Origin of the sequence: Streptomyces sp. WY228 (assembly GCF_019287315.1) — a bacterium.
GTDB lineage: Bacteria > Actinomycetota > Actinomycetes > Streptomycetales > Streptomycetaceae > Streptomyces > Streptomyces caviscabies.
In genome coordinates this window covers 8,120,249-8,140,657 of the sequence record NZ_CP079114.1, presented here as the reverse complement: position 1 = coordinate 8,140,657, position 20,409 = coordinate 8,120,249, and the positions used below count along the sequence as shown (strand labels likewise).

Here is a 20,409-nt window from a genome sequence, read left to right as displayed (position 1 = left end):
AGGCTTCACCCGTAACCGAAGGGGCGTAGCTCAGCGGCCAGAGCGGCGGTCTCCAAAACCGTATGTCGCAGGTTCGATTCCTGCCGCCCCTGCCCTGCCGACACCACCCGGTCGGTCACCGCACGTCGCCGCGCCAGTCCCATTGGTGGCTGTCCGGCGACCGGGGGCCGTACTCCGCCCGTCCGCCCGGCCCGTAGGCGCCGATCTCCGTGACCAGCCCGACCCCGTCGCGCAGGTCCGCGTCGTCCCAGCCGGTGACGTCGAGCAGCAGCCCGTCGAGCGGGCCGCCGACCAGCTCGCGGTAGTCATGACCCGGCCTCGGCCCCGGGTGGGGGTCGTCGTGATCGGTGCCGTACACCCGTCGCAGCCTCATCAGCTCGTCCATGCGGGCAGCATCCCACCGGGCACTGACAACGGCTCGGTACGAGGGTCCATCCGGCCACCTCTCGCCGTCCCGCCCACCCGTCCGGACCGGCGGGGGCCGAGGCGCCGAAAACGGGCGCGCGCCCGTCCCTCGGCTGTGGCACGCTCCACCGATGACCCTCCCTTCGCGCACGGTCCCCCTGCTGGAACAGTTCGACTTCGCCTGCGAGCGGCTTCTCGGCCGGCTGGCCGGTCCTGTCATGGACAGCGGCAACGGCGTCGACATCGGCGTCACCCCGCTCGGTGACGACGAGTACCTCTGGGAACCCGTGCCCGACTGCTGGTCCGTACGCCGTCGCGGCGACGGGCCCGGGGCGCGGGCGACCGTGCTGGCGGGGGCCGGGGACTGGGGGCGGGACTCGGCGGACTCCCCGCATCCGTTTCCGCCGCCGTTCACCACCATCGCGTGGCGTCTGAGCCATCTCACCGAGATGCTCTCCCTCCGCGCCGAGTACACCGATGGCGGACGCGCGCTCACCCGCGACGACCACCGCACCCCGGGCGACGCCGCCGGGGCCGTGGCCGCCTTCGAGACCGCGTCCGCCGCCTGGCGCGAGGCCCTGACAGGCGCGGACGACACGGCCCTCGACACCGTCGGGTACAGCACGTATCCGAACGGCAGCGACGCCGAGGACCCGTTCGTCGACATCGTCTGGTGGGTCAACCAGGAGGTGCTGCACCACGGCGCCGAGATCGCCCTGCTCCGCGATCTGTACCGCGCCCGGCCGTCCTGAGCGACGCCCCGGCGACCATCGCCGTGGCGGCCCCGACGGCCGCCGCGGTCGCCGCTCGGGGCCGCCCGCCATATGATTCAGGGACCGAACGCACCGCGGAGCGGCACATGAACCGGCGTCGGAGTCACCGCTCGGCCAGCGCCGAAGACCTGCTCAACACCTTGCAGGACCTCACCGCCCGCGCTCGGCGCGAAGTAGAGTTCCATCAGGCCAGGGTGGAGCTGGCGCAGGCGCTCCAGCGCGACATGCTCCCGGCAACCCTGCCCACGCTGCCCGGCCTCCAGGCCGCGGCCCGTTACGCACCCGCCCGCCACGGTCTGGACATCGGCGGCGACTGGTACGACGGTTTCCCGCTCGCGGACGGGGCGCTCGGTTTCGCCATCGGCGACGTACAGGGGCATGACGTCGAGGCGGCCGCCTTCATGGGGCAGGTCCGCATCGCGATGCGCGCCATCGCGGGCACGGCGTCCGATCCGGGCGAGGTCCTGGGCCGGACGAACGATCTGCTGCTGTCCGTGGACTCGGGACTCTTCGCGACCTGCACCTTCATGCGGCTGGACCCGACGACCTGGGAGCTGCACAGCGCCCGGGCCGGGCATGTGGCGTGCGTCTGGGCCACCACGCAGGGCCGGTCCGGCATCACGGAGGACCCGGGCGGCATGCCGCTGGGCATCGAGCCCGGCGAGTGCTACCCCGTCACGCGGCGCACTCTCGACTCCGACGGGGCGATCGTGCTGCTCACCGACGGGGTCGTCGAGGGGCCGTCACTGCTGATCGAGGACGGTCTCGAACGGGTCCGGCAGCTGGTCGCCGCGCACAGCGGGGCGAGCGCGGCGCAGCTGGCCGACGAGGTGCTGGGCGCGGCGGAGGTGACGGGGCACGAGGACGACGCCGCCGTACTGGTCCTGCGGCACGCCGCCTCGGGGCGCGGCCCGCGGTGACGCCGGGCCGTACCGCGCGTGTCACCTGCCGAGTCCCGTCACGGTCGGTGTCTGATGAGTGGTGTGATCCGCAGCAAGGAAGCCAGACGTCGGGCCGTGTACGTGGCGCAGGTCCTGGGCGTGGCCGGCGCCTACTACCTGTCGGGGCGGCTCGGGCTGATGCGCCAGGTCGTGGTGGACGGCGCGGTCGTCACACCGCTGTGGCCGCCCACCGGCATCGCGCTGGCCGCGCTGCTGTGCCTGGGCGCCCGGGTCTGGCCGGGGATCGCGCTGGGCACGCTGGTCACGGTCTCCGAGATCGGCGACGCGTTCACGGTGAGCCGTCTGGCCATCATGTTCGGCAACACGATCGCGCCGCTCGCCTCGTACGCCCTGCTGCGGAAGGTGGGCTTCCGCAATGAGCTGGTCCGGCTGCGTGACGGAGTCTGTCTGGTCTTCCTCGGCGCGTTCGCGGGGATGCTGATCAGCGCCACCCTCGGCAGTTTCACGCTGCTGCTCGACGACAAGGTTCCGCCGGGACGGTTCTGGCTGGTCTGGTCGTCCTGGTGGGCGGGCGACGCGATGGGGGTTCTGGTGGTCGCCCCGGTGCTGCTGGTACTGCGCCGGGCGCGACGGCCCCGGCCGGGTGACCGGTGGCTGGAGGCCTCGGTCCTCGCGGTCGTCGTGGTGCTGTCGTCGTTGATCGCGACGCGCAGCTCGCTGGGGATGATCTATCTGGTGTTCCCGGTGATCATCTGGGCGGCCCTGCGCTTCCAGTTGCCCGGCAGCGCGCCGTGCGCCCTGGTCGTCTCGGTGCTCGCCATCCTGGCCGGTACGGATGCCCTGGGGCCGTTCGCGGGGCACAGCCTGATGGAGGTCATGGCGAACCTCTCGCTCCTCAACGGATGCGTCGCGCTCACCGCGCTGCTGCTGGGGGCGATCGTCGCGGAGCACAGGAACATCCGCCGCGAGACGGAACACGCCGTCGAGGAACTGGAAGCCCTGGTGGAGCAGCTCGCTCCGCTGTCCGGGCCGACCTCGGCACGGTACGGGGACCGACCGCGTCGGCACGGGCCGCTGGACGGCGGCCCGCATCCGGAACAGCCGTAGCGCCGGTCCTCGACCGGGAGCCGGCGCCGGGGTCAGTACGGCAGGGGGCGGCCGGAAGGGGTGCGCAGATCGAGCGGCGGGGGCCCCGAAGGGGGCGGGGGACGACGGACGACGACTCGGATGCGGCCCATTGCCACCACCTCCTCCTGGTCAACCGGTATCTGCCCAGCCAGGGCCGCTTCACACTTCCCGGCTCCCCCTGACCCTGGCCGGCATCTCCGCCGCTCGGCGGAGCGGATGCGGGCCGGGCCGGGTGCGGTGACCCTGGAGGTGTGGGGGCGCACCGTCGATGAGGAGGACGCATGTCCGCACTGGACAAGATCAAGAAGATGCTCAAGGGCCACGAGGACCAGGCCGGCAAGGGCATCGACAAGGCCGGCGACATGGTCGACGACCGCACGCAGGGCAAGTACAAGAAGCACGTCGACACCGCCCAGGACAAGCTCAAGCAGCAGCTCGGAACGGACCGCGACCAGGACGGACCGCCCCGCACCTGAGCAGCCCCGGCCGGTGACCGGCCGCCACTCGTCCGCACACCGGTCTGTGCCACGGAACACGTTTCCCTGGCACAGACCGGTGTGCGGACGACGTCGGGCCTGCCATGCAAGGCGCCCGGGCCGGCCCGTCGGGTCCCGTCGGGTCCCGTCGGCCGCGGTCCGCGGGGAAGGTTTCCGGGGTTGCCCACAGGATTCTTGTTATTGTCCCGCCCGCACCCCATCTCCCGAGTGTGGGAAGTGACAGCACCCGACCCCGGAAGAGTGAGCACAGCATGGGCAAGGATCACCCGACGGCCTTGATCGAGGCGGCGCGGAGCGGCGATCAGCAGGCCAAGGACCAGCTCGTCTCGGCGTACCTGCCGCTGCTGTACAACGTCGTCGGACGTGCGCTGGACGGTCACGCGGACGTGGACGACGTGGTGCAGGAGACGGTGCTGCGCATGCTCCGGGGCCTGCCCGAACTGCGCGACCCGGAGCGTTTCCGTTCCTGGCTGGTGGCGATAGCCATGAACGAGATACGCACGCACTGGCGCGAGAAGCAGTCGGGTGCGATGCCGGCGGACCGGCTGGACGCCGCGTACGACCTGCCGGACCCACGCGCCGACTTCGTCGAGGTGACGATCCTGGAGCTCGGCCTGACCGGCCAGCGACGGCAGGTGGCGGAGGCGACGCGCTGGCTGGACGAGGACGACCGCGCCCTGTTGTCGCTGTGGTGGCTGGAGACCGCCGGGCACCTGTCCCGGGCCGAGGTCGCCGCCGCTCTCGAACTCTCCCCGCAGCACACCGCCGTACGGGTGCAGCGGATGAAGGCGCAGCTGGAGGCGGCGCGGGTCGTGGTGGGCGCGCTGGCGGCCGATCCGCCGTGCGTGCTGCTGGAGGACATCACCGCCGGCTGGGACGGCGTCCCCTCCGCCCTGTGGCGCAAGCGGCTGGCCCGCCATGCTCGCGAGTGCACGGTGTGTTCGGGGCACGGCTCGGGGCTCGTGCCCGCCGAGGGGCTGCTCGTGGGTCTCGCGCTGGTGCCGGTGGCCGCGGCGGCGGGAGCGGGGGCGGCTCCCGAGCTGCTGGCCACCGCGGCGCGTCTTCAGGCGCCGGGGCCGGGCGTGGACAGTGCCGGGGCGGGGCGTGCCGAGCGCAGACGGGTGCAGGCGCGGCGCCGGCGCCGTAACTCGGCCGTCGCCGCCGTGGTCGCGGTCGCGGCCCTGGGTACGGGCGGCGCGGCGGTGCACCTCTACACCGACGGCGGCGAGCGGGGCGCGACGACCGTCACGGCCGACGCTCCGGCACCCCGCGCCGAGGTACCCACGACGACCTCGACGACGTCGTCCCCTTCCCCCTCCGCATCCGCTTCCACATCGCCCAGCGCCTCCGCCTCCCCGTCGCCGAGCCCCTCGCGTACGCCCAAGGCGAAGCCGAAGAAGAGCACCCCGGCGCCGCCCGCTCCCAGCTCCGCCGCCCCGGTCCCGAAGCCGGCCCCGCCCGCGCCCGCACCCCCCGCCCCGGCGGGTACCGCAGGTCAGGTCACCGAACTGGTCAACGCGGAACGGGCCAAGGAGGGCTGTGGTGCGGTGACCGTCAATGATCAGCTCAACACGGCCGCACAACGGCACTCCGCCGACATGGACGCCAACGACTACTTCTCGCACACCTCGCAGGACGGCAGGGACCCGGGTGACCGAATCACCGCCGCGGGGTACCGGTGGTCCACCTACGGGGAGAACATCGCCAAGGGCCAGCGGACCCCGGCCGATGTGATGCGGTCCTGGATGGACAGTCCGGGGCACCGCGCGAACATCCTCAACTGCTCCTTCAAGGAGATCGGTGTGGGCAAGGTGGATTCCGGCGGCGGTCCTGTGTGGACGCAGGTGTTCGGGGCCCGCTGAGCCGCCTCTAGGATGCGGTCATGATCGCTGAACTGGAGTGTGTGGTTCTGGACTGCCGCGACCCGAGGGAACTGGCCGGCTTCTACGCGTCGTTGCTCGGGGGCGAGGTCGACCGTCCCGACCGGCGCTGGGGATGCGACGCGGACTGGTCCACGCTGCACACGCCCGGTGGGCTCGTCCTGGCCTTTCAGCGAGTGGCCGACCACCAGCCGCCTCGCTGGCCCGGCCAGGACCCGCCCCAGCAGTTTCATCTGGACTTCGGCGTCACCGACCAGGAACGGGCGCACGAACAGGTCCTGGCAAACGGAGCGTCCCTCCTCGACGCCGGGGACGAGGCGCGCGGCTGGCGGGTGTACGCGGATCCCGCAGGACACCCCTTCTGCCTGGTACGGCACTGAATCCGGCTGCTCGGGCGCTGGGCTGTCGAGCAGCCGGGGCCGACGCTCGACCGGGCTCTTCCGGAGCTCGTCCGGGGCGGCCGGTGAGCCGCCCCGGAGTCGGCAGTGCTCAGCGCAGGACCAGCGTCAGCGCCGTGCCGAGGCAGATCGCCGCGCCCACCGTGCCGGCCGAGACGGCCACGCAGCGGGCCCGGAGCCGGGTGTAGCGCTCGGTGTACTCCGCGCGCAGTTCGTCCGCGCGGTCGCGGATGCGGGTGAGCGACTCCCGGGACGCGGTGACCCGTTCGGTGATGAACACCCGCTCGACGTCCTCACGCTGTGCCGTGGTCAGCCAGGGCAACTGGTCGGTGAATCGGCGTGCGTGCCGTCGCGCCCGCTCGACCTCGGCGTTCCACAGCAGAAAGCCCTCCAGTTGGGCCAGGCCCCGGGCGCTGTCCTTGTCGGGTTTCACCGTCCACCTCTCCGTCGGGTCGTCCGGGCCGGAGCCGCCTTCACTCCTGCTTGTCCCCCGGGGCGACGATCGTGGAGTCCCCGGGACGGGTGGCGGCTTCCTCCAGGGAGCGGACCGCCGGGTGGTGCAGGTCGAACGCCGGGGACTCGGAACGGATCCGGGGCAGCGTGACGAAGTTGTGCCGGGGCGGCGGGCAGGAGGTCGCCCACTCCAGCGAACGGCCGTAGCCCCACGGGTCGTCGACCTCGATCTTCTTGCCGTACTTGGCGGTCTTCCAGATGTTGTAGAAGAACGGAAGGATCGACAGGCCGAGCAGGAACGAGGAAATGGTGGAGATGGTGTTCAGCGCGGTGAATCCGTCGGCGTCGAGATAGTCGGCGTAACGGCGTGGCATGCCTTCGGCGCCGAGCCAGTGCTGCACGAGGAACGTTCCGTGGAACCCGATGAAGAGCGTCCAGAACGTCACCTTCCCGAGCCGCTCGTCCAGCATTTTCCCGGTGAACTTCGGCCACCAGAAATGGAATCCGGCGAACATCGCGAACACCACCGTGCCGAACACCACGTAATGGAAGTGGGCGACGACGAAGTACGAGTCGGAGACATGGAAGTCCATCGGCGGTGAGGCGAGGATGATCCCGGTCAGACCGCCGAACAGGAAGGTGACCAGGAACCCGATGGCCCACAGCATCGGGGTCTCCAGGGACAGTGACCCCTTCCACATCGTGCCGATCCAGTTGAAGAACTTCACACCGGTCGGCACGGCGATGAGGAAGGTCATGAAGGAGAAGAACGGCAACAGCACGGCGCCCGTGACGAACATGTGGTGCGCCCATACGGTCGCGGAGAGGCCCGCGATGGCGATGGTGGCCGCGACCAGTCCGATGTAGCCGAAGACGGGTTTACGGCTGAATACCGGGAAGATCTCGGTGACGATGCCGAAGAACGGCAGGGCGATGATGTAGACCTCGGGGTGGCCGAAGAACCAGAACAGGTGCTGCCACAGCAGTGCGCCGCCATTGGCCGCGTCGAAGACGTGCGCGCCGAATTTGCGGTCGGCCTCCAGCGCCAGCAGGGCCGCGGCGAGGACCGGGAAGGCCAGCAGGACCAGAACACCGGTCAGCAGGACGTTCCAGACGAAGATCGGCATGCGGAACATCGTCATGCCGGGGGCTCGCATGCAGATGATCGTGGTGATGAAGTTGACCGAGCCGAGGATCGTGCCGAAGCCGGAGAAGGCCAGACCCATGATCCACATGTCGGCGCCGATGCCCGGCGAGCGGACCGCGTCGTTGAGCGGGGCGTAGGCGAACCAGCCGAAGTCCGCGGCTCCCTGCGGAGTGAGGAAGCCGGCCACCGCGATGAGCGAGCCGAAGAGGTAGAGCCAGTACGCGAACATGTTCAGCCGCGGGAACGCCACGTCGGGCGCCCCGATCTGCAGCGGCATGATCCAGTTCGCGAATCCGGCGAACAGCGGCGTCGCGAACATCAGCAGCATGATCGTGCCGTGCATGGTGAACGCCTGGTTGAACTGCTCGTTCGAGAGCAGCTGGATACCGGGCCGGGCCAGTTCGGCGCGCATCACCAGGGCCAGGAGCCCTCCCACACAGAAGAACGCGAAGGAGGTGACGAGGTAGAGCGTGCCGATCGTCTTGTGGTCCGTCGAGGTCATCCACTTGATGATGACGTTGCCGGGTTCCCCGCGCCGTACCGGCATTTCGTTCTGTTCGGTGGTATCGGTCTCCACCGGTTGCGAGATGCCCCTCGTCGTCACTACGACGCTCCTTCGATCGACGGCCCGTGTGGACTCGGCGACCAGAATGGACCCCTGGCGATCGGTGCGGTGGGACATCCTTCCCCGTCCGGCGCGAGCGGCCGACAAGGACACTCAAATGGCCTACGGCCATCGCTCCGTCCTCGGCCGACACAACCGAAAATGCACGTCAACGTACGGGAGCCGACCGGATATTCCCTCGCGGAGAACGGAATAGCTTCTCCGGCCCCGGAGTTGGTGAACCGACAGAACCACCTCTCTCTTTCGTTTCTCTCCACTTCTCTCCACTTCTCTCCACTCGGCTAGCTCGGAAGGTCGGATCCATGAAGATCGGCATCATCGGCGCGGGCAACATCGGCGGCAATCTGACGCGGCGTCTGACCGCGCTCGGGCACGAGGTCGCGGTCGCCAACTCCCGCGGTCCCCAGACGCTCACCGCCCTCGCCGAGGAGACCGGGGCGACGCCGGTGACCGCGTCGGAGGCGGCCAAGGGCGCCCAGGTGGTCGTGGTCACCGTGCCGCTCAAGGCTGTGCCCGACCTGCCCGCCGGATTCCTCGACGGCGCGGCCGAGGGCGCCGCGGTCATCGACACGGGCAACTACTACCCGCAGCAGCGCGACGGCCGCATCGCCGCCATCGAGGAGGGGCTGCCCGAGAGCCGGTGGACGGAGCAGCAGATCGGCCACCCCGTGATCAAGGCGTTCAACGGCACCTACGCCCAGGACATCCTGGACCGGGGCCGTCCGCAGGGCACTCCGGGCCGGCAGGCGCTCCCGGTGTCGGGGGACGACCCGACGGCCAAGCAGGCGGTGCGCGACCTCATCGACGAGCTGGGCTTCGACACGGTCGACAGCGGTGGCCTGGACGATTCATGGCGCCAGCAGCCCGGCACCCCGGTGTACGGCAACCAGGGCGACGTCGACGCCATCGTGAAGGCGCTCTCGGAGGCCTCGCCGGAACGCACTGCGGAGTGGCGCGCCTGACAGCGGGCGTCACGCGGGAGGGACAGCCGGGCGAAGACTCCGGCCGGGCGGGAGACGGGGGTGCCCGCTCGGCCGGATCGTCGGCAGCCCTCAGACCACTCCGGTCACGGTGATCCGCACCGAGACCGCTTGTTCCTCCTGTTCCTCAGGCAGCGCGGCGAGGACCGCTTTCTGCACGAGCCGGGTCACGTCGAGCACCCGGTGACCGCTGCGCAGGACGAGTCGGATATCGAGGTGCCAGCCGTCGCCCTCATCCCGGCTGACGCGCACTCCCGACGTCCTGTTCCCGGTGAGGTGGGTGCGGAGCGGGGTACGGCCGGTGATCCGCGTGCGCAGCAGGTCCGCCACGCCGGGACGGAGAAACGCCACGCCCGGCACACCCCGAGCGGCCTCGGCGGCTGCCTCGGCCAGCCGGTCCCGTCGTGTGTCCGCGGTCATCGCGCTGCTCCCGTCCCGTGTCCGTCCGCCCGGCCGTCCGCGTGATCGCCGGTGGCCACTCCTGTGCCGTCCTCCCCGTCCCCGTACCGGGTGTGTCCGACGTCCTCGTAGAAGATGTCGAGAGTGTCGGGAGGGTCGAGGATGTCGACGACGAACACATCGGTGGTGGCGAGGCGGATGCCGATGTCCCGGTCGGCGACCTCGGCGATCCGCGCGCGCACATCGTCGGCCAGATCCCGCATGGGCAGGCCGATGCTCGCCGCGACCTCGACCCGGACGTGCAGCTCTCCGGCGGGGTCCGCCGGGTCGAGCGGGGCGATGCGACAGCTACCGGCCCGGACCCCGGGCAGCCCGTCGACCGCCGCCCGCAGCATCCGCGCGACGGCGGCCTCGATCATCCAGTGGTCCTCCCCCGCTTCCCCGAGCGGCAGTGGGCGTCCCGGCCGCAGTTCGAGGCGTACGAGGTCCATGACGCGGGCGGTCACGGCCGTGGCGTCCGGTGTGCCCGGCTCCTGCGCGCAGGTGCGTCGCACCGCGTCGCCGAGGCCCGTGAGGTCGGCCAGCGCGGCCGAGCAGAAGGGGCAGGTGGCGAAGTGGGGGTCGTCCGTCGAGCGGCCGGTTTCCCCGGCCTCCCAGACGTCGGTGAGCAGCCGCCCGCAGGCCAGCCGCTCGTCCTCATCCTCGTACCGGCTCTCCTCCGGCCGGTCCGGATTGGCGCTCATCGCCATGCGCTCATCGCCTCCGTCAGGGAGCGGCGGGCACGGAAGACCCGGCCCCGAACCGCCTGCAGACTGATTCCGACCGTTGCCGCGATGCTCTCGTACGACAGTCCCTGCATCTCGCGCAGCACCCAGCACACACGTTGTTCGGGTGAGAGGTCCGCCATCGCCTCGGCCAGCGCGTCGACGGCGGCGCGTGACTCCACCGCTCGGGCAGGGGACGCCTGGTGCTCGGGGGCGGCCTGCTCGGGCACCGAGTCGAGGTCGGCCGCCGGTCTGCGGGCTCTGAGCCGGTTGAGACAGCGGTTGGTGACGATCCGGTAGAGCCACGTGTGGAAGGAGGCGTCCCTACGGAACTCGGGAAGCTTGCGCCAGGCGTTCACGAAGGCGTCCTGCACGGCGTCCTCGGCGTCCGACCGGTCGCCGAGAAGGCGTATCGCCAGTTGCAGCATGACGGGGCTGTGCCTGCGCACCAGCACCTCGAAGGCCTCCTCGTCGCCCTCCCCGGCCCGCACGACGAGCAGCGCCTCGTCGGCCGGCACGGCGTCCGGTGCGCGCTCCGTCAGCTGATTCCCGTCGCCGGGCACGGACCAACCCCTTCCCCGCTCGCTTCCACGACCCTCGCTCCTGCCTCTGTTCGCGTCCGGTGCATGACTTTCCACGCGCCTCTCCACGCGTCTCTCCACGCGTCCTCATGACCGCTTCTCGTCGTTGGACACACGCCGCGGCCGAACGTCACGCACCGTGCGAGTTTTTGTGCGGGGCACGGTCGGCCGCCGCCCGCGGCGGTCCGGCTCGCGGGAAATTTCCGCGAACCCGCGTGACGAATCGTCGGACGGCGTGTCCAACGAAATGTCAGGCACAACGAGCCCAGCGAGACGCGAGGAGTTTCCATGACCACCACCCAGACAGCAGCGACCGTGCCCGCCACGAGCGCGGCTTCGCGGACGGCAGGGACGAAGCAGGTCGGCTCGACGGGCGGGACGACCACCCTCGGCAGCGGGGCCACCGGGGCGGCCGAGCCGGCGGCGACACGGGGCCGCACTTCAATCGCGGACACGGTCGTCGTGAAGATCGCGGGCATGGCGGCTCGCGAGATCCCGGGCGTCCACGACATGGGCGGCGGCCTCTCCCGCACCCTCGGCGCGGTCCGCGACCGGGTGCCGGGCGGCCGGCCGAACGTCGGTCGGGGCGTCAAGGTCGAGGTGGGCGAGCGCCAGACGGCCATCGATCTCGACCTCGTCGTCGAGTACGGGGTCGCGATCACCGATGTGGCGCACGACGTCCGCGAGAACGTCATCGCGGCCGTGGAGCGCACCACGGGCCTTGAGGTCGTCGAGGTCAATGTGACGGTCAACGACGTGCATCTGCCCGAGGACGACGACGAGGCCGCCGTGTCCGAGACCCGCGTGGCGTGACGGCGTGACACGGAGCATGGACGAATCCGGCCCGGCGGGCGGTGGGCCGGGCCGGGGAGTGTTCGGGGCGGCGGCGGGCATGGCACTGGGGTTCGCAGGCTGGTTCGGCGGGTTCGGGGCGTTTCTCGTGGTCGCGTCGCTCGGCGCGGTGGGATGGTTCGCCGGGCACCTTGTGGACCGGGGCACCGGCCTGCGCGAGTTCCTGGACGCGGTGACGGGGCGCCGGCCATGACGGTCCCGGCCACCGAGCGTGGCAGGACGACGGTGGCGCCCCGCGCCGTCCGACGGATCGCCGAGCGGGCGGCGGGCGAGGCGCTGCCCGACGGCAGCGTGGTGACTCGGGGTTCGGCCTCGGTGCGCGGCGCCTCGGCACGGGTGTCGCTCGGCGTGCGGCTGCTGTATCCGGTGCGGGCCGATGAGGCGGCCGGACGGGTCCGTGAACACGCACAGACCCGGACAGCCACTCTCACGGGCCTGTCCGTTCCGCGCACGGACATCCGTATCGACGCGCTCTCGGTGCTTCCGGCGCCACCCGCCCGGCAACCAGCGGACGGTGAGCCACCAACGGCCGACGATCCGGCTCGCGAGGCGGAGCACCTCAGAGGGAGCGTCGGCAAGGGTGGCCGCATTCGCGCGCAGCGCCGGGTCCCCGCTGCGGTGACGGCTGCCGTGGGGGCCGCGGGCTGTGCGCTGCTCCTGGTGGACTTCATCGCGGTCCGGCTCGGCAGCACGCCCGCCACCTGGCGGACCTGGCTGGTCGACTGGGCGTCGACACACGGCCCGGCGGACACGGCGGTACGGGCCGGCGGGGTGCTGGCCGCGCTGATCGGGCTCTGGCTGCTGGGGTGCGCTCTGCTTCCGGGGTTGCGTCGCGGGCTGGAGATGACCGTGCCCACGCCGCGGTTGCGGGCCGCGCTCGACCGTACGGCCGCCGCCCGGGTCGTCCAGGACAGGACCACCGCCGTGCCAGGAGTGGTGCGGGCCCGGGTGAACGCAGGGCGGCGGCGTCTGAGAGTGCTGGCAGAGGTGGGGTTCGGTGACCCGGATCAGGTGGAGGCCGAGGTGGTCCGGGTCGTGGGATCGGCCCTGCCGGAGCTGGGCCTGACGCGGACGCCTACGCCCCGGGTCCGGATCCGAGTGCGGCCCCGGGGTGAACTGCACGGGCAGCCGCCGTCGACCGAGGAGCCGAGGGTTCACACGGCAGCCTCGACGGCTTCGGCTTCGGCTTCGGCTTCGGCTTCGGCTTCGGCTGAACGGAAAGAGGTGTGAGTAAATGTCGGTGATCAGGCGCGGCGTGGTGAACCGGTCGCTGCTCGGTGCCGTCGGGTTGGTGCTGATCGTGGGCGGCAGCTGGCTGGCCGTGGGCGACGGTTCGGCGTGGGGCCCGGTGGGAGGCCGTGTGCCGCGCTGGTGGCCGTCGCCTGCGGCGGACGGGGTGTTGCTGGACCGAGAGCTGTCGGCACGGCTCCGGGAGAACGGCTGGTGGAGTCCCGCCGTGATCGCCGGTCTCTCTGTCGTACTGGTGCTGCTGGTGTGGTGGTTGGCCCGACAGGCGGTGTCCGGCGGACCTCGGTGGGCGGTGCTGCCGCGGACCGGACCGGTGCTGCGCAGACGTGCGTGGGAGCGGGCGATGACAACGCAGGTGGCGGCGTTCGACGACGTGGCGCGTGCTCGGGTGCGCCTGGTGGGCCGCCCGTTGCGGGTGGCGGTGACGGTCGTCGTGGAGCCCGAAGCCCGGCCGGCGGAGGTCGCGCGTTCCGTGGCCGGAGTCATCACGGACGCCCGCGACAGCAGCGGCATACAGGCCCTGCCCGCCGACGTACGGATACGGGTCGCGAACCGCCGGGAGCGACGGACCCGTTGAACCACCCCAGCCCTTCTCCCCCTCGCCACCCCACAGAATCTACTCACGAGTAAGGTAGAGGTTCCGGGATGTCGGCCCCACGGTCCGTACGGCACCCGGACGTGGTCCGACGACGGCCGTGGACAAGGAGTCGCGCCATGCCCCGCACCATGTCCGTAGCGGACAGCATCGTCATCGCCGCCACCCCGGCGCGGATCTACGAACAGCTCAGCGACCCTACGGCGATGGGGCGTTGGAGCCCCGAGAACCGGGGAGCGACTGTGCGTGGCGATCGGCGCGGCGCATACGTCGGCATGGTCTTCGACGGCCGGAACAAGCGCGGCGCGGCGCGCTGGACGACACGGTGCACGGTGACGGCGGCGGAACCCGGCGAGCGCTTCGCCTTCCGGGTCCATGCGATCGGCATCCGACGCCCGGTGCTCCCGGGGCCGATCGCCACCTGGGAATACCGTTTCGAAGCGGTGGACGGAGCGACCCTGGTCACTGAGACCTGGACCGACGACCGCCGTCGCTGGCCGGACTTCCTCGCCAACGCCTTCGACCGCGTCGCGACGGGCGGCAAGACCTTTGCGCAGTTCCAGGGCGGCAACATCCGTACGACGCTGAAGCGTCTCAAGGCAGCACTGGAGGCGGACGCCCGAGATGCCGAGAGCTAGGCGGCCCAGTGCGGGGGGCGGCTCAGTGAGGTGGGGAGAGTTGTTTTCTCGTTGCCCTTGGCCGCGTTGAGCTGGGCCTGGGTGAGGAACAGGCTTCCTGTCAGGTCGGCGCCCGAGAGATCGGCGTCGCGGAAGTCCGCACCGATGAGGTCGGCCAGGCGGAGATCGGCGCCGCTGAGATCGGCTGCGATCAGATAGGCCCCGCGGAGGTCCGCGCCGCGCAGGTCGGCGCCCCGCAGCCGGGCCCCGATGAGGTCGGCGCCGCGGTGGTTGCGCTTCTTGCGACGGGGCGCGGTGGCCCGGACGAGTTCGCTGGTGCGCAGAAGCAGCCCGGCGACCCGGTCGCGGTGACCGGCGACGTCCAGTTCCGCGAAGTCGACGGCGGGCCGCTCGGTGTGCCGTTGCGTCGCTTCCAGGGCCCGGCGGATCTCGGCGTGCAGGGAACGTGCGGCCGGCAAGGTGAGGGCCTCGGTGAGGTACCACAGCAGTTCATGGAGCTGGCGCATCACCGGGAACACCTGGAACATCTGGGTGGCGAGGTCGGGGGACGAGCGCCAGTCGCGGCCTCCGTAGGTCTCCTGGGAGACCTTCTGCCCGGCTCCGAAGCAGTCGTACACGGTGCAGCCGGAGAAGCCCTTCGGTCGCAGCCTGGTGTGGATGCCGCAGCGGAAGTCGTCCTGGAGGTTGGGGCAGGGGCGTCCGGCGTCCTTGTCGATGGCGAAGTCCGACGAGGCCGTCAGCGTGAGCGCGACGCAGCAGAGGGCGAAGCAGTTCGTGCAGTCCGCGCGCAGAGATTCCCGTCCGTCGTCGGGCACGGCGGTCGGATCGTTGTCGGGCACGGGTGGCAGGTCCTCGCGTGGATGGTGCTGCGGAAAGTCCAGGTGTAGAGCACACGAGTCTACCGAAGCGCCGTGGAGCGGCGCTCCGGGTCGGCGCCCGCCGGTGCACACTTGGCGCCGTACGTATGTGACGGAGGGGGACGCGTGGGCACCGAGGAAAGTACCGGGTTCGAGCCTGCCACCGGCGACGGCCCGCCGGCTGCCGAGCCCGCTGAGGCACGGGCCGCATCGGTGCGGACGGCGTTCGAGGGGCTGCTTCAGATCCGTCGCCTCACCGGTGCCGGGCGGCCCGACCCCGAGGCGGTGCCCGCGCCGTGGGAACTCAACCGCCCGGTCAGGGCGGTCGCGTTGGCTCTGGAGAGTTCAGGGGCGACACCTTCGGCTGTCGACCCGTCGGGGCTCCGGGTATCGGCCGGATACCGGGTGAGCGACGGGGAGTCGGCGGGTTCGGTACGGGTCGAGTGGGCCGGGCCGCCCGGCAGCGGCGCCGCTCACGGCGAGGAGGAGGCCCTGACCGGCTGTGCTTCGACCTTGCGGGGACTGGGCTGGACCGTGCTGCTCTACCGAGGGCCCCGCAGACGGCGCTATCTGGAGGTGGAGCCACCGAGTGGGTTGTCCGGCGGGTACGGCCGGGCTTGAGGCCGCGTTGTCAGACCCATGGGGGATGCTTGGCGGCCAGACAGCTCTGAGGAGGAGATGCCGAGATGGACAACGACGAGCTCGCCGCGGCGCAGGCGTACGTCCGCCTGTTGGAGGCCACCCGAGCAGCGCTCGCCGACCCCGACGACGCACCGGTCTACCTGCCGCTGCTCACCTCCCCGATGCGGGAGGCCGACCATGCTCTGCGCAGTGCGGGGCTGACGGGTAACGAGGATCGGCTGTTCGCTCTCGTCCGGGCACTGCAGCCGAGCCTTTCCGGCAGCGGAAGATAAGACGCGTCGGACGGGCCTGCGCCGGGTGGGTCCGCGAGTCGGGTCAGCCCGGTGCGCCGGGTGAGTCCTGGCCGGCCTTCCCCTCCCCCGCAGGGGTGCCCGTGGGCAGCGGCGCAAGACCGAGTTCCTGTTCGCCGGGGCCGAGCGGCGCGAAGAACCGGGCGACCTCCTGGTCGTCGACCTCGGCGAGCAAGCCCGGCTTCCACTGCGGGGCGTAGTCCTTGTCGATGATCCGGGCACGCACCCCTTCCACGAAATCGGGGTGCTCGAACGCCCGGCTGGAGACCCGGAACTCCTGGTCGAGAACGGCTTCCAGGCTGTCGAGCCGGGCTGCCCGGCGGACAGCGGCGAGCGTGACCTTGAGCGCGATGGGTGACTTGGTCAGGAGTTCGTCCGCCGCGGTCTGCGCCTCGGGAACGGCGCTGCCGCGCAGATGTCCGACGATCTCCTCGACGGTGTCCGCCGTGTAGCAGGCGTCGATCCAGTCGCGCTGGGCGGCGAGTTCGCCGGCGGGCGGCTCCGTGGCGAACCGCTGGACGATGTCCGCCACGGGCGTGCCCGTGGCGGCAGGATCGCCCAGCGCTTCGATCAGGTCCGGCAGAAGGCGAGCCGGGACGTGCTGGTCGGCCAGACCGCACGAAATGGCGTCGGCCGCTCCGACGGAACGGCCCGTGAGGGCCAGATGCGTGCCCAGTTCGCCGGGGGCGGCGGCCAGCAGGCGGGTGCCCCCGACGTCAGGTACGAAACCGATCGCGGTCTCGGGCATGGCGACGCGTGAGCGTTCGGTGACGACACGGATTCCGGCGTGGGCCGACACCCCGACCCCGCCGCCCATCACGATGCCGTCCATCAGTGCGACGTACGGCTTGGGGAAGCGGGCGATGCGGGCGTTGAGGCGGTACTCGTCACGCCAGAACTCCAGGGAGCCACGACCCGAGCTCCGTGCGTCGTCGTGCAGGGCTCGGATGTCGCCGCCGGCGCACAGGCCCCGGTCGCCCGCGCCGGACAGCAGCACCGATGTGATCGTCTCGTCCTGCTCGGCGTGGGCCAGCGCTTCGTCGAGCATCCGCACCATGGTGTGGCTGAGGGCGTTGAGGGCTCGGGGCCGGTTCAGTGTGAGGTGCAGGCAGGTGCCCCGCGTCTCCAGCAGGACGGGCCGGTCGTCGTTCATGCGTGCGCTCCGCTCGCTGGGCTCGTGGACACCTCGGACGCCGTCCATGGTGACGGACGGTCCTCGGACGCCATTCTGCGACCCCCGGATCGCTCCGGAAGCGGTGGGGGCCTTTGCGGGGCGGGCCGCTGTGGCACTCCGATGGATACGGCTCGACAATTGAGGCCTACGGGGTGCGCCGACGCAGGCCCCGCCGGGCGACCTCCGGAGCAGGAATGACCGACGACGAACGGCGGCAGGACGCCGAAGCATCTCCGCTCCGCCGGATCGACCGGAAGACCAGCGGTGAGATCCGGCCGACGGAACGCCTCGCCATGAACCGCACCGGCAGCTTCGACTGGGATCTGGACACCCGGACCCTGGACATCGACGAGGCCGGGCTCATGGTGTTCGGCGTCGATCCGGCGACGTTCGACGCACGGCCGGGCGCACTGCTGGAGCACCTGGAACCGGCGGAACGGGCCCGGCTCGACGTCACGATCGACGAGGCCATCACCGGCGGGAACAACTCCTACAGCGTCCACTTCCGTGTACCGCTGGACGACGGGACCACGCAGTGGACCCATGTCCAGGCCCGCATCCTGCGATCGAAGGACGGCAGGGCCCACCGAATCGTGGGGGTCGTCCGAGACGCGACGGCGGAAGTCACCCATTCGGCCTTCGTCCTCGATCTGGAAAAACGACGGCAGCGCCAGACCAATATCGTTGAACGCACAACGAGCTCCATGTCCCGTGCGGTGACCGTGGACGATGTGACGGCCGCCCTCACCGGCCCCGGCGGGCTGGCCCGGCTCGGCGCGGACGGTCTCGCCCTGGGGCTCGTGGAGAACTCCGCGCTGAACATCGTCGCGCTGAGCGGCGAGTCGCTCGAAGTGCTGGACGGTCTGGGCTCCGGCGACCTCGACCGCAACCTTCCCCTCGCGGACACCATCCGCAGCGGGCGCCCCCGGTTCATCACCTCCCTTGCCGCGCTGGCCCGGCGCTACCCGGAGCTGGAGCCGCATCTCGGGAGGCTCAGATTCCGGGCTGCGGCGTATCTCCCGCTGGTGGCCCAGGCCCGTTCGCTCGGCGGCCTGGCCCTCTTCTACCGCGAACGCACGGTCTTCAACGCGGACGAGCGCATTCTGTGCCTGGGGCTGGCCGCCATCGTGGCCCAGTCCCTGCAGCGGGCGATGCTCTTCGACGAGGAGCGTGAGTTCGCCACCCAACTCCAGTCCGCGATGCTCCCGCCCCGGATACAGGACGTCGAGGGCGGTGAGATCGCCGTCCGGTACCACGCCGCGTGGAGCGGCCGACAGGTCGGCGGCGACTGGTACGACGTGATCACCCTGCCCAAGAACCGTTACGGTCTGGTCGTGGGGGACGTTCAGGGGCACGACACCCACGCCGCCGCGATCATGGGCCAGTTGCGCATCGCCCTGCGTGCTTACGCCTCCGAGGGGCATCCTCCGGCCACCGTGCTGGCACGGGCCTCCCGTTTTCTCTCCGAACTCGACACCGAGCGCTTCGCCACCTGTACATACGCCCAGGTCGACCTGGCGTCCGGAACGGTGAAGGTCGTGCGGGCCGGGCATCTCGGCCCGTTGATCCGCCACGTCGACGGGCGGGTCGGCAGCCCGCAGGTGCGCGGCGGGCTGCCGCTGGGCACCTCCACGGACCTGCTGGACGAGGAGTATCCGGAGACCCGGCTCGACCTGGTGCCCGGTGAGACGTTCGTGCTGTACACGGACGGGCTGGTGGAGGAGCCCGGAGCCGACCTCGACACCGGGATCGACGCACTGCGCAACGAGGTGAGCGCCGGACCTGCCGGAGCCGAAGCGCTGGCGGATCATCTGTCGGAACGACTGTGGGAACGGTGGGGGTCGGGTGACGATGTGGCACTTCTGGTGCTGCGCCGGAGCCCGGACGTCGGGTCGACGCACGCGCCGCGGCTCCACCAGTACATCCACCAGGCGGACCCGGAAGGGCTCTCGGACGCCCGCGCGATCGTGCGCCAGGCACTCGCCGACTGGGACATGGCCGAGTTCGCCGACGACGCGGAGCTCGTCACGGGCGAATTGCTGGTGAACGTGCTCCTGCACACCGAGGGCGGGGCCGTCCTGACCCTGGAAGTGCTGCCCGAACCGGTGCGGCGGATCCGGCTGTCGGTCCAGGACCGGTCCAGCGCCTGGCCCCGTCGGCGTACGCCGGGCGAGACCTCCACCTCCGGGCGGGGGCTGCTGCTGCTCGACGCGGTCGCGACGCGCTGGGGCATCGAGCCCCGTGGCGAGGGCAAGGCCGTCTGGTGCGAGATCGGCCCCACTCCCCCGGCGCCCGCTTCCCCGCCGTCCACCGCGCCGCCGTCGACCATCGCGGAGCAGTGACGGCCGAAGAGGGGTGTGTCGCAGCACCACCGTGCTGCGACACACCCCTCACCCACGGCTCGTACGGCCTCAACCGTGGTTCGGACGGCCTCGGCCGCCGGTCCCGGACGGGCTCCGGCCGCTCCCTGCGTTCCTACCGCTCACGGGGCCCGCTGCCCTGTGCTACCGGCGCGGGCCGGTGAGCGTGGGAGCGTCAGTTCTGGGCGGTACGCCGCTTGCGGACGGCCCAGAGAATGCCGCCACCGGCGAGCAGCACCGCGACAGCGGCGCCACCGATGACGGGCGTCGACGACGACGAGCCGGTCTCGGCCAGGTCCGGCGTGCTCGGGCTCGGGGCGGGCGCGGCGGGCGCGGACTCCGAAGGCTGCTCGCTGGGCGTGGCGCTCGGCTCGGTGGACGGCGTCTCCGACGGGGCCGGCTCGCTCGGGCTCGGCTCGGTCGGCGCCGGCTCGGTCGGCGTCGGGCTGGGCTCGTCGCACACCTCCGCCGTCTTCGACTGGTCGATGGAGTGCTTGCCGTCGCCGTCGGCGTCCTTGACGACCAGTCGGACGGTCACCGGCTTGTCGTGGTCGGGAAGCGCCAGCTTCTTGTGGAACTCCCGGCCGAACGTCTCGGTCGGGAGCAGGTCCTTGCCGTCCACCGAGACCGTCACCGTGTTGGGGACGTCGCTCGTGTAGTTGGTGAGGTCAACGGTGACCTCGGAGCAGGTCACGGCCCAGGTGGGGGTGTGTGCGACGGCCGGACCGGCGGCGATGACGCCTCCGGTCAGACCGACGACCGCAGCGGCCACGAGTGCTCCCGCGCCACGCCACGATCTCCTGGGTATGGTCATGGATTGT

The 20,409-nt window shown here is 71.3% G+C and carries 24 protein-coding genes and 1 tRNA gene; 16 read left to right on the top strand and 9 right to left on the bottom strand.

The features are described 5' to 3' along the window. Nucleotides 1-19: 19 nt before the first annotated feature. Nucleotides 20-92: transfer RNA gene (locus KV381_RS35640), tRNA-Trp, on the top strand. A gap of 23 nt (nt 93-115) precedes the next feature. Here KV381_RS35640 and KV381_RS35635 read toward each other — a convergent pair. After that, nucleotides 116-385, bottom strand: coding sequence for a hypothetical protein (locus KV381_RS35635; protein ID WP_030080638.1), 270 nt, complete (start codon nt 383-385; stop codon nt 116-118). 151 nt (nt 386-536) lie between these two features. Between KV381_RS35635 and KV381_RS35630 the strand changes: the two genes are divergently transcribed. The 6 genes from KV381_RS35630 (at nt 537) to KV381_RS35605 (ending at nt 5,965) form a co-directional block, all read left to right on the top strand. After that, nucleotides 537-1,157 carry a DinB family protein gene (locus KV381_RS35630; RefSeq protein WP_030080640.1) on the top strand — a complete coding sequence of 207 codons (621 nt, stop codon included), beginning with the start codon at nt 537-539 and terminating at the stop codon, nt 1,155-1,157. 107 nt (nt 1,158-1,264) lie between these two features. Further along, nucleotides 1,265-2,098 carry a PP2C family protein-serine/threonine phosphatase gene (locus tag KV381_RS35625; protein WP_030627818.1) on the top strand — a complete coding sequence of 278 codons (834 nt, stop codon included), beginning with the start codon at nt 1,265-1,267 and terminating at the stop codon, nt 2,096-2,098. Nucleotides 2,099-2,161: 63 nt separating this feature from the next. Then, nucleotides 2,162-3,187, top strand: a complete 1,026-nt coding sequence (locus KV381_RS35620; RefSeq protein ID WP_218787358.1) for an MASE1 domain-containing protein — start codon at nt 2,162-2,164, stop codon at nt 3,185-3,187. A 302-nt stretch (nt 3,188-3,489) separates the two neighbouring features. Beyond that, nucleotides 3,490-3,684: an antitoxin gene (locus tag KV381_RS35615; RefSeq protein ID WP_030080644.1), complete on the top strand. Its 195-nt coding sequence runs from the start codon at nt 3,490-3,492 to the stop codon at nt 3,682-3,684. A gap of 272 nt (nt 3,685-3,956) precedes the next feature. Beyond that, the gene (locus KV381_RS35610; RefSeq protein ID WP_030080645.1) at nt 3,957-5,567 is read left to right on the top strand and encodes a sigma-70 family RNA polymerase sigma factor; all 1,611 of its coding nucleotides are present in this window, start codon (nt 3,957-3,959) and stop codon (nt 5,565-5,567) included. Between the two features lie 20 nt (nt 5,568-5,587). Beyond that, nucleotides 5,588-5,965, top strand: a complete 378-nt coding sequence (locus KV381_RS35605; RefSeq protein ID WP_030080646.1) for a VOC family protein — start codon at nt 5,588-5,590, stop codon at nt 5,963-5,965. Nucleotides 5,966-6,074: 109 nt separating this feature from the next. Here the strand turns inward: KV381_RS35605 and KV381_RS35600 are convergent, their stop codons facing one another. Together KV381_RS35600 and ctaD are read right to left on the bottom strand one after the other, a co-directional pair. Next, nucleotides 6,075-6,416: a hypothetical protein gene (locus KV381_RS35600; RefSeq protein WP_030080647.1), complete on the bottom strand. Its 342-nt coding sequence runs from the start codon at nt 6,414-6,416 to the stop codon at nt 6,075-6,077. 40 nt (nt 6,417-6,456) lie between these two features. Then, a complete protein-coding gene (ctaD, locus tag KV381_RS35595; protein WP_158101248.1) occupies nt 6,457-8,130 on the bottom strand; it encodes a cytochrome c oxidase subunit I in 1,674 nt (557 codons plus the stop codon). Nucleotides 8,131-8,213: 83 nt separating this feature from the next. Between ctaD and KV381_RS35590 the strand changes: the two genes are divergently transcribed. Further along, nucleotides 8,214-9,170 carry an NADPH-dependent F420 reductase gene (locus KV381_RS35590; RefSeq protein ID WP_256995218.1) on the top strand — a complete coding sequence of 319 codons (957 nt, stop codon included), beginning with the start codon at nt 8,214-8,216 and terminating at the stop codon, nt 9,168-9,170. Nucleotides 9,171-9,260: 90 nt separating this feature from the next. Here the strand turns inward: KV381_RS35590 and KV381_RS35585 are convergent, their stop codons facing one another. From KV381_RS35585 to KV381_RS35575, 3 genes are read right to left on the bottom strand one after another with little or no spacing between them, the layout of a single operon-like run. Continuing rightward, nucleotides 9,261-9,608, bottom strand: a complete 348-nt coding sequence (locus KV381_RS35585) for an Asp23/Gls24 family envelope stress response protein (protein ID WP_218787095.1) — start codon at nt 9,606-9,608, stop codon at nt 9,261-9,263. Next, complete coding sequence (locus tag KV381_RS35580) at nt 9,605-10,336, bottom strand: hypothetical protein (protein WP_218787094.1); 732 nt, start codon at nt 10,334-10,336, stop codon at nt 9,605-9,607. The genes KV381_RS35585 and KV381_RS35580 overlap by 4 nt, the downstream gene beginning before the upstream one ends. Further along, nucleotides 10,327-10,914: an RNA polymerase sigma factor gene (locus KV381_RS35575; protein ID WP_218787093.1), complete on the bottom strand. Its 588-nt coding sequence runs from the start codon at nt 10,912-10,914 to the stop codon at nt 10,327-10,329. Before KV381_RS35575 ends, KV381_RS35580 begins: the two co-directional genes overlap by 10 nt. A 306-nt stretch (nt 10,915-11,220) precedes the next feature. Between KV381_RS35575 and KV381_RS35570 the strand changes: the two genes are divergently transcribed. The 5 genes from KV381_RS35570 (at nt 11,221) to KV381_RS35550 (ending at nt 14,265) form a co-directional block, all read left to right on the top strand. Next, nucleotides 11,221-11,745, top strand: a complete 525-nt coding sequence (locus KV381_RS35570) for an Asp23/Gls24 family envelope stress response protein (RefSeq protein ID WP_030089407.1) — start codon at nt 11,221-11,223, stop codon at nt 11,743-11,745. A gap of 16 nt (nt 11,746-11,761) precedes the next feature. Further along, nucleotides 11,762-11,977, top strand: coding sequence for a hypothetical protein (locus KV381_RS35565; protein WP_193463586.1), 216 nt, complete (start codon nt 11,762-11,764; stop codon nt 11,975-11,977). After that, nucleotides 11,974-13,014, top strand: a complete 1,041-nt coding sequence (locus tag KV381_RS35560; protein ID WP_218787092.1) for a DUF6286 domain-containing Asp23/Gls24 family envelope stress response protein — start codon at nt 11,974-11,976, stop codon at nt 13,012-13,014. Before KV381_RS35565 ends, KV381_RS35560 begins: the two co-directional genes overlap by 4 nt. A gap of 4 nt (nt 13,015-13,018) precedes the next feature. Next, nucleotides 13,019-13,609 carry a hypothetical protein gene (locus KV381_RS35555; RefSeq protein ID WP_030089401.1) on the top strand — a complete coding sequence of 197 codons (591 nt, stop codon included), beginning with the start codon at nt 13,019-13,021 and terminating at the stop codon, nt 13,607-13,609. A 137-nt stretch (nt 13,610-13,746) separates the two neighbouring features. Then, entirely contained in the window at nt 13,747-14,265 is a 519-nt protein-coding gene (locus KV381_RS35550; RefSeq protein WP_030089399.1) for an SRPBCC family protein, read from the top strand. Here the strand turns inward: KV381_RS35550 and KV381_RS35545 are convergent. Then, nucleotides 14,262-15,104 carry a pentapeptide repeat-containing protein gene (locus tag KV381_RS35545; protein ID WP_030084681.1) on the bottom strand — a complete coding sequence of 281 codons (843 nt, stop codon included), beginning with the start codon at nt 15,102-15,104 and terminating at the stop codon, nt 14,262-14,264. The genes KV381_RS35550 and KV381_RS35545 overlap by 4 nt on opposite strands. Before the next feature lie 144 nt (nt 15,105-15,248). Here KV381_RS35545 and KV381_RS35540 point away from each other — a divergent pair, with 144 nt between their 5' ends. Together KV381_RS35540 and KV381_RS35535 are read left to right on the top strand one after the other, a co-directional pair. Further along, complete coding sequence (locus KV381_RS35540) at nt 15,249-15,743, top strand: hypothetical protein (RefSeq protein WP_086778140.1); 495 nt, start codon at nt 15,249-15,251, stop codon at nt 15,741-15,743. A 65-nt stretch (nt 15,744-15,808) separates the two neighbouring features. Continuing rightward, complete coding sequence (locus KV381_RS35535; RefSeq protein WP_030084685.1) at nt 15,809-16,036, top strand: hypothetical protein; 228 nt, start codon at nt 15,809-15,811, stop codon at nt 16,034-16,036. A gap of 43 nt (nt 16,037-16,079) precedes the next feature. On the opposite strand, the gene KV381_RS35530 is transcribed toward KV381_RS35535, so the two are convergent. Next, a complete protein-coding gene (locus KV381_RS35530) occupies nt 16,080-17,207 on the bottom strand; it encodes an enoyl-CoA hydratase/isomerase family protein (RefSeq protein ID WP_218787091.1) in 1,128 nt (375 codons plus the stop codon). Between the two features lie 215 nt (nt 17,208-17,422). Here KV381_RS35530 and KV381_RS35525 point away from each other — a divergent pair, with 215 nt between their 5' ends. Further along, on the top strand, nt 17,423-19,570 hold the full coding sequence (locus KV381_RS35525) for a SpoIIE family protein phosphatase (RefSeq protein ID WP_218787090.1): 2,148 nt from the start codon (nt 17,423-17,425) through the stop codon (nt 19,568-19,570). Between the two features lie 193 nt (nt 19,571-19,763). Here the strand turns inward: KV381_RS35525 and KV381_RS35520 are convergent, their stop codons facing one another. Then, the gene (locus KV381_RS35520; protein WP_218787089.1) at nt 19,764-20,402 is read right to left on the bottom strand and encodes an LAETG motif-containing sortase-dependent surface protein; all 639 of its coding nucleotides are present in this window, start codon (nt 20,400-20,402) and stop codon (nt 19,764-19,766) included. Between the last annotated feature and the right edge of the window lie 7 nt (nt 20,403-20,409).

What these genes read in the sequence shown, in the direction of transcription:
- KV381_RS35550 (WP_030089399.1), top strand. Translation starts at nt 13,747, where the DNA reads ATGCCCCGCACCATGTCCGTAGCGGACAGCATCGTCATCGCCGCCACC.
- KV381_RS35610 (WP_030080645.1), top strand. Translation starts at nt 3,957, where the DNA reads ATGGGCAAGGATCACCCGACGGCCTTGATCGAGGCGGCGCGGAGCGGC.
- KV381_RS35625 (WP_030627818.1), top strand. Translation starts at nt 1,265, where the DNA reads ATGAACCGGCGTCGGAGTCACCGCTCGGCCAGCGCCGAAGACCTGCTC.
- KV381_RS35520 (WP_218787089.1), bottom strand. Translation starts at nt 20,402, where the DNA reads ATGACCATACCCAGGAGATCGTGGCGTGGCGCGGGAGCACTCGTGGCC.
- KV381_RS35635 (WP_030080638.1), bottom strand. Translation starts at nt 385, where the DNA reads ATGGACGAGCTGATGAGGCTGCGACGGGTGTACGGCACCGATCACGAC.
- KV381_RS35560 (WP_218787092.1), top strand. Translation starts at nt 11,974, where the DNA reads ATGACGGTCCCGGCCACCGAGCGTGGCAGGACGACGGTGGCGCCCCGC.
- ctaD (WP_158101248.1), bottom strand. Translation starts at nt 8,130, where the DNA reads ATGCCGGTACGGCGCGGGGAACCCGGCAACGTCATCATCAAGTGGATG.
- KV381_RS35585 (WP_218787095.1), bottom strand. Translation starts at nt 9,608, where the DNA reads ATGACCGCGGACACACGACGGGACCGGCTGGCCGAGGCAGCCGCCGAG.
- KV381_RS35570 (WP_030089407.1), top strand. Translation starts at nt 11,221, where the DNA reads ATGACCACCACCCAGACAGCAGCGACCGTGCCCGCCACGAGCGCGGCT.
- KV381_RS35535 (WP_030084685.1), top strand. Translation starts at nt 15,809, where the DNA reads ATGGACAACGACGAGCTCGCCGCGGCGCAGGCGTACGTCCGCCTGTTG.
- KV381_RS35565 (WP_193463586.1), top strand. Translation starts at nt 11,762, where the DNA reads ATGGACGAATCCGGCCCGGCGGGCGGTGGGCCGGGCCGGGGAGTGTTC.
- KV381_RS35605 (WP_030080646.1), top strand. Translation starts at nt 5,588, where the DNA reads ATGATCGCTGAACTGGAGTGTGTGGTTCTGGACTGCCGCGACCCGAGG.
- KV381_RS35555 (WP_030089401.1), top strand. Translation starts at nt 13,019, where the DNA reads ATGTCGGTGATCAGGCGCGGCGTGGTGAACCGGTCGCTGCTCGGTGCC.
- KV381_RS35615 (WP_030080644.1), top strand. Translation starts at nt 3,490, where the DNA reads ATGTCCGCACTGGACAAGATCAAGAAGATGCTCAAGGGCCACGAGGAC.
- KV381_RS35530 (WP_218787091.1), bottom strand. Translation starts at nt 17,207, where the DNA reads ATGAACGACGACCGGCCCGTCCTGCTGGAGACGCGGGGCACCTGCCTG.
- KV381_RS35580 (WP_218787094.1), bottom strand. Translation starts at nt 10,336, where the DNA reads ATGGCGATGAGCGCCAATCCGGACCGGCCGGAGGAGAGCCGGTACGAG.
- KV381_RS35630 (WP_030080640.1), top strand. Translation starts at nt 537, where the DNA reads ATGACCCTCCCTTCGCGCACGGTCCCCCTGCTGGAACAGTTCGACTTC.
- KV381_RS35525 (WP_218787090.1), top strand. Translation starts at nt 17,423, where the DNA reads ATGACCGACGACGAACGGCGGCAGGACGCCGAAGCATCTCCGCTCCGC.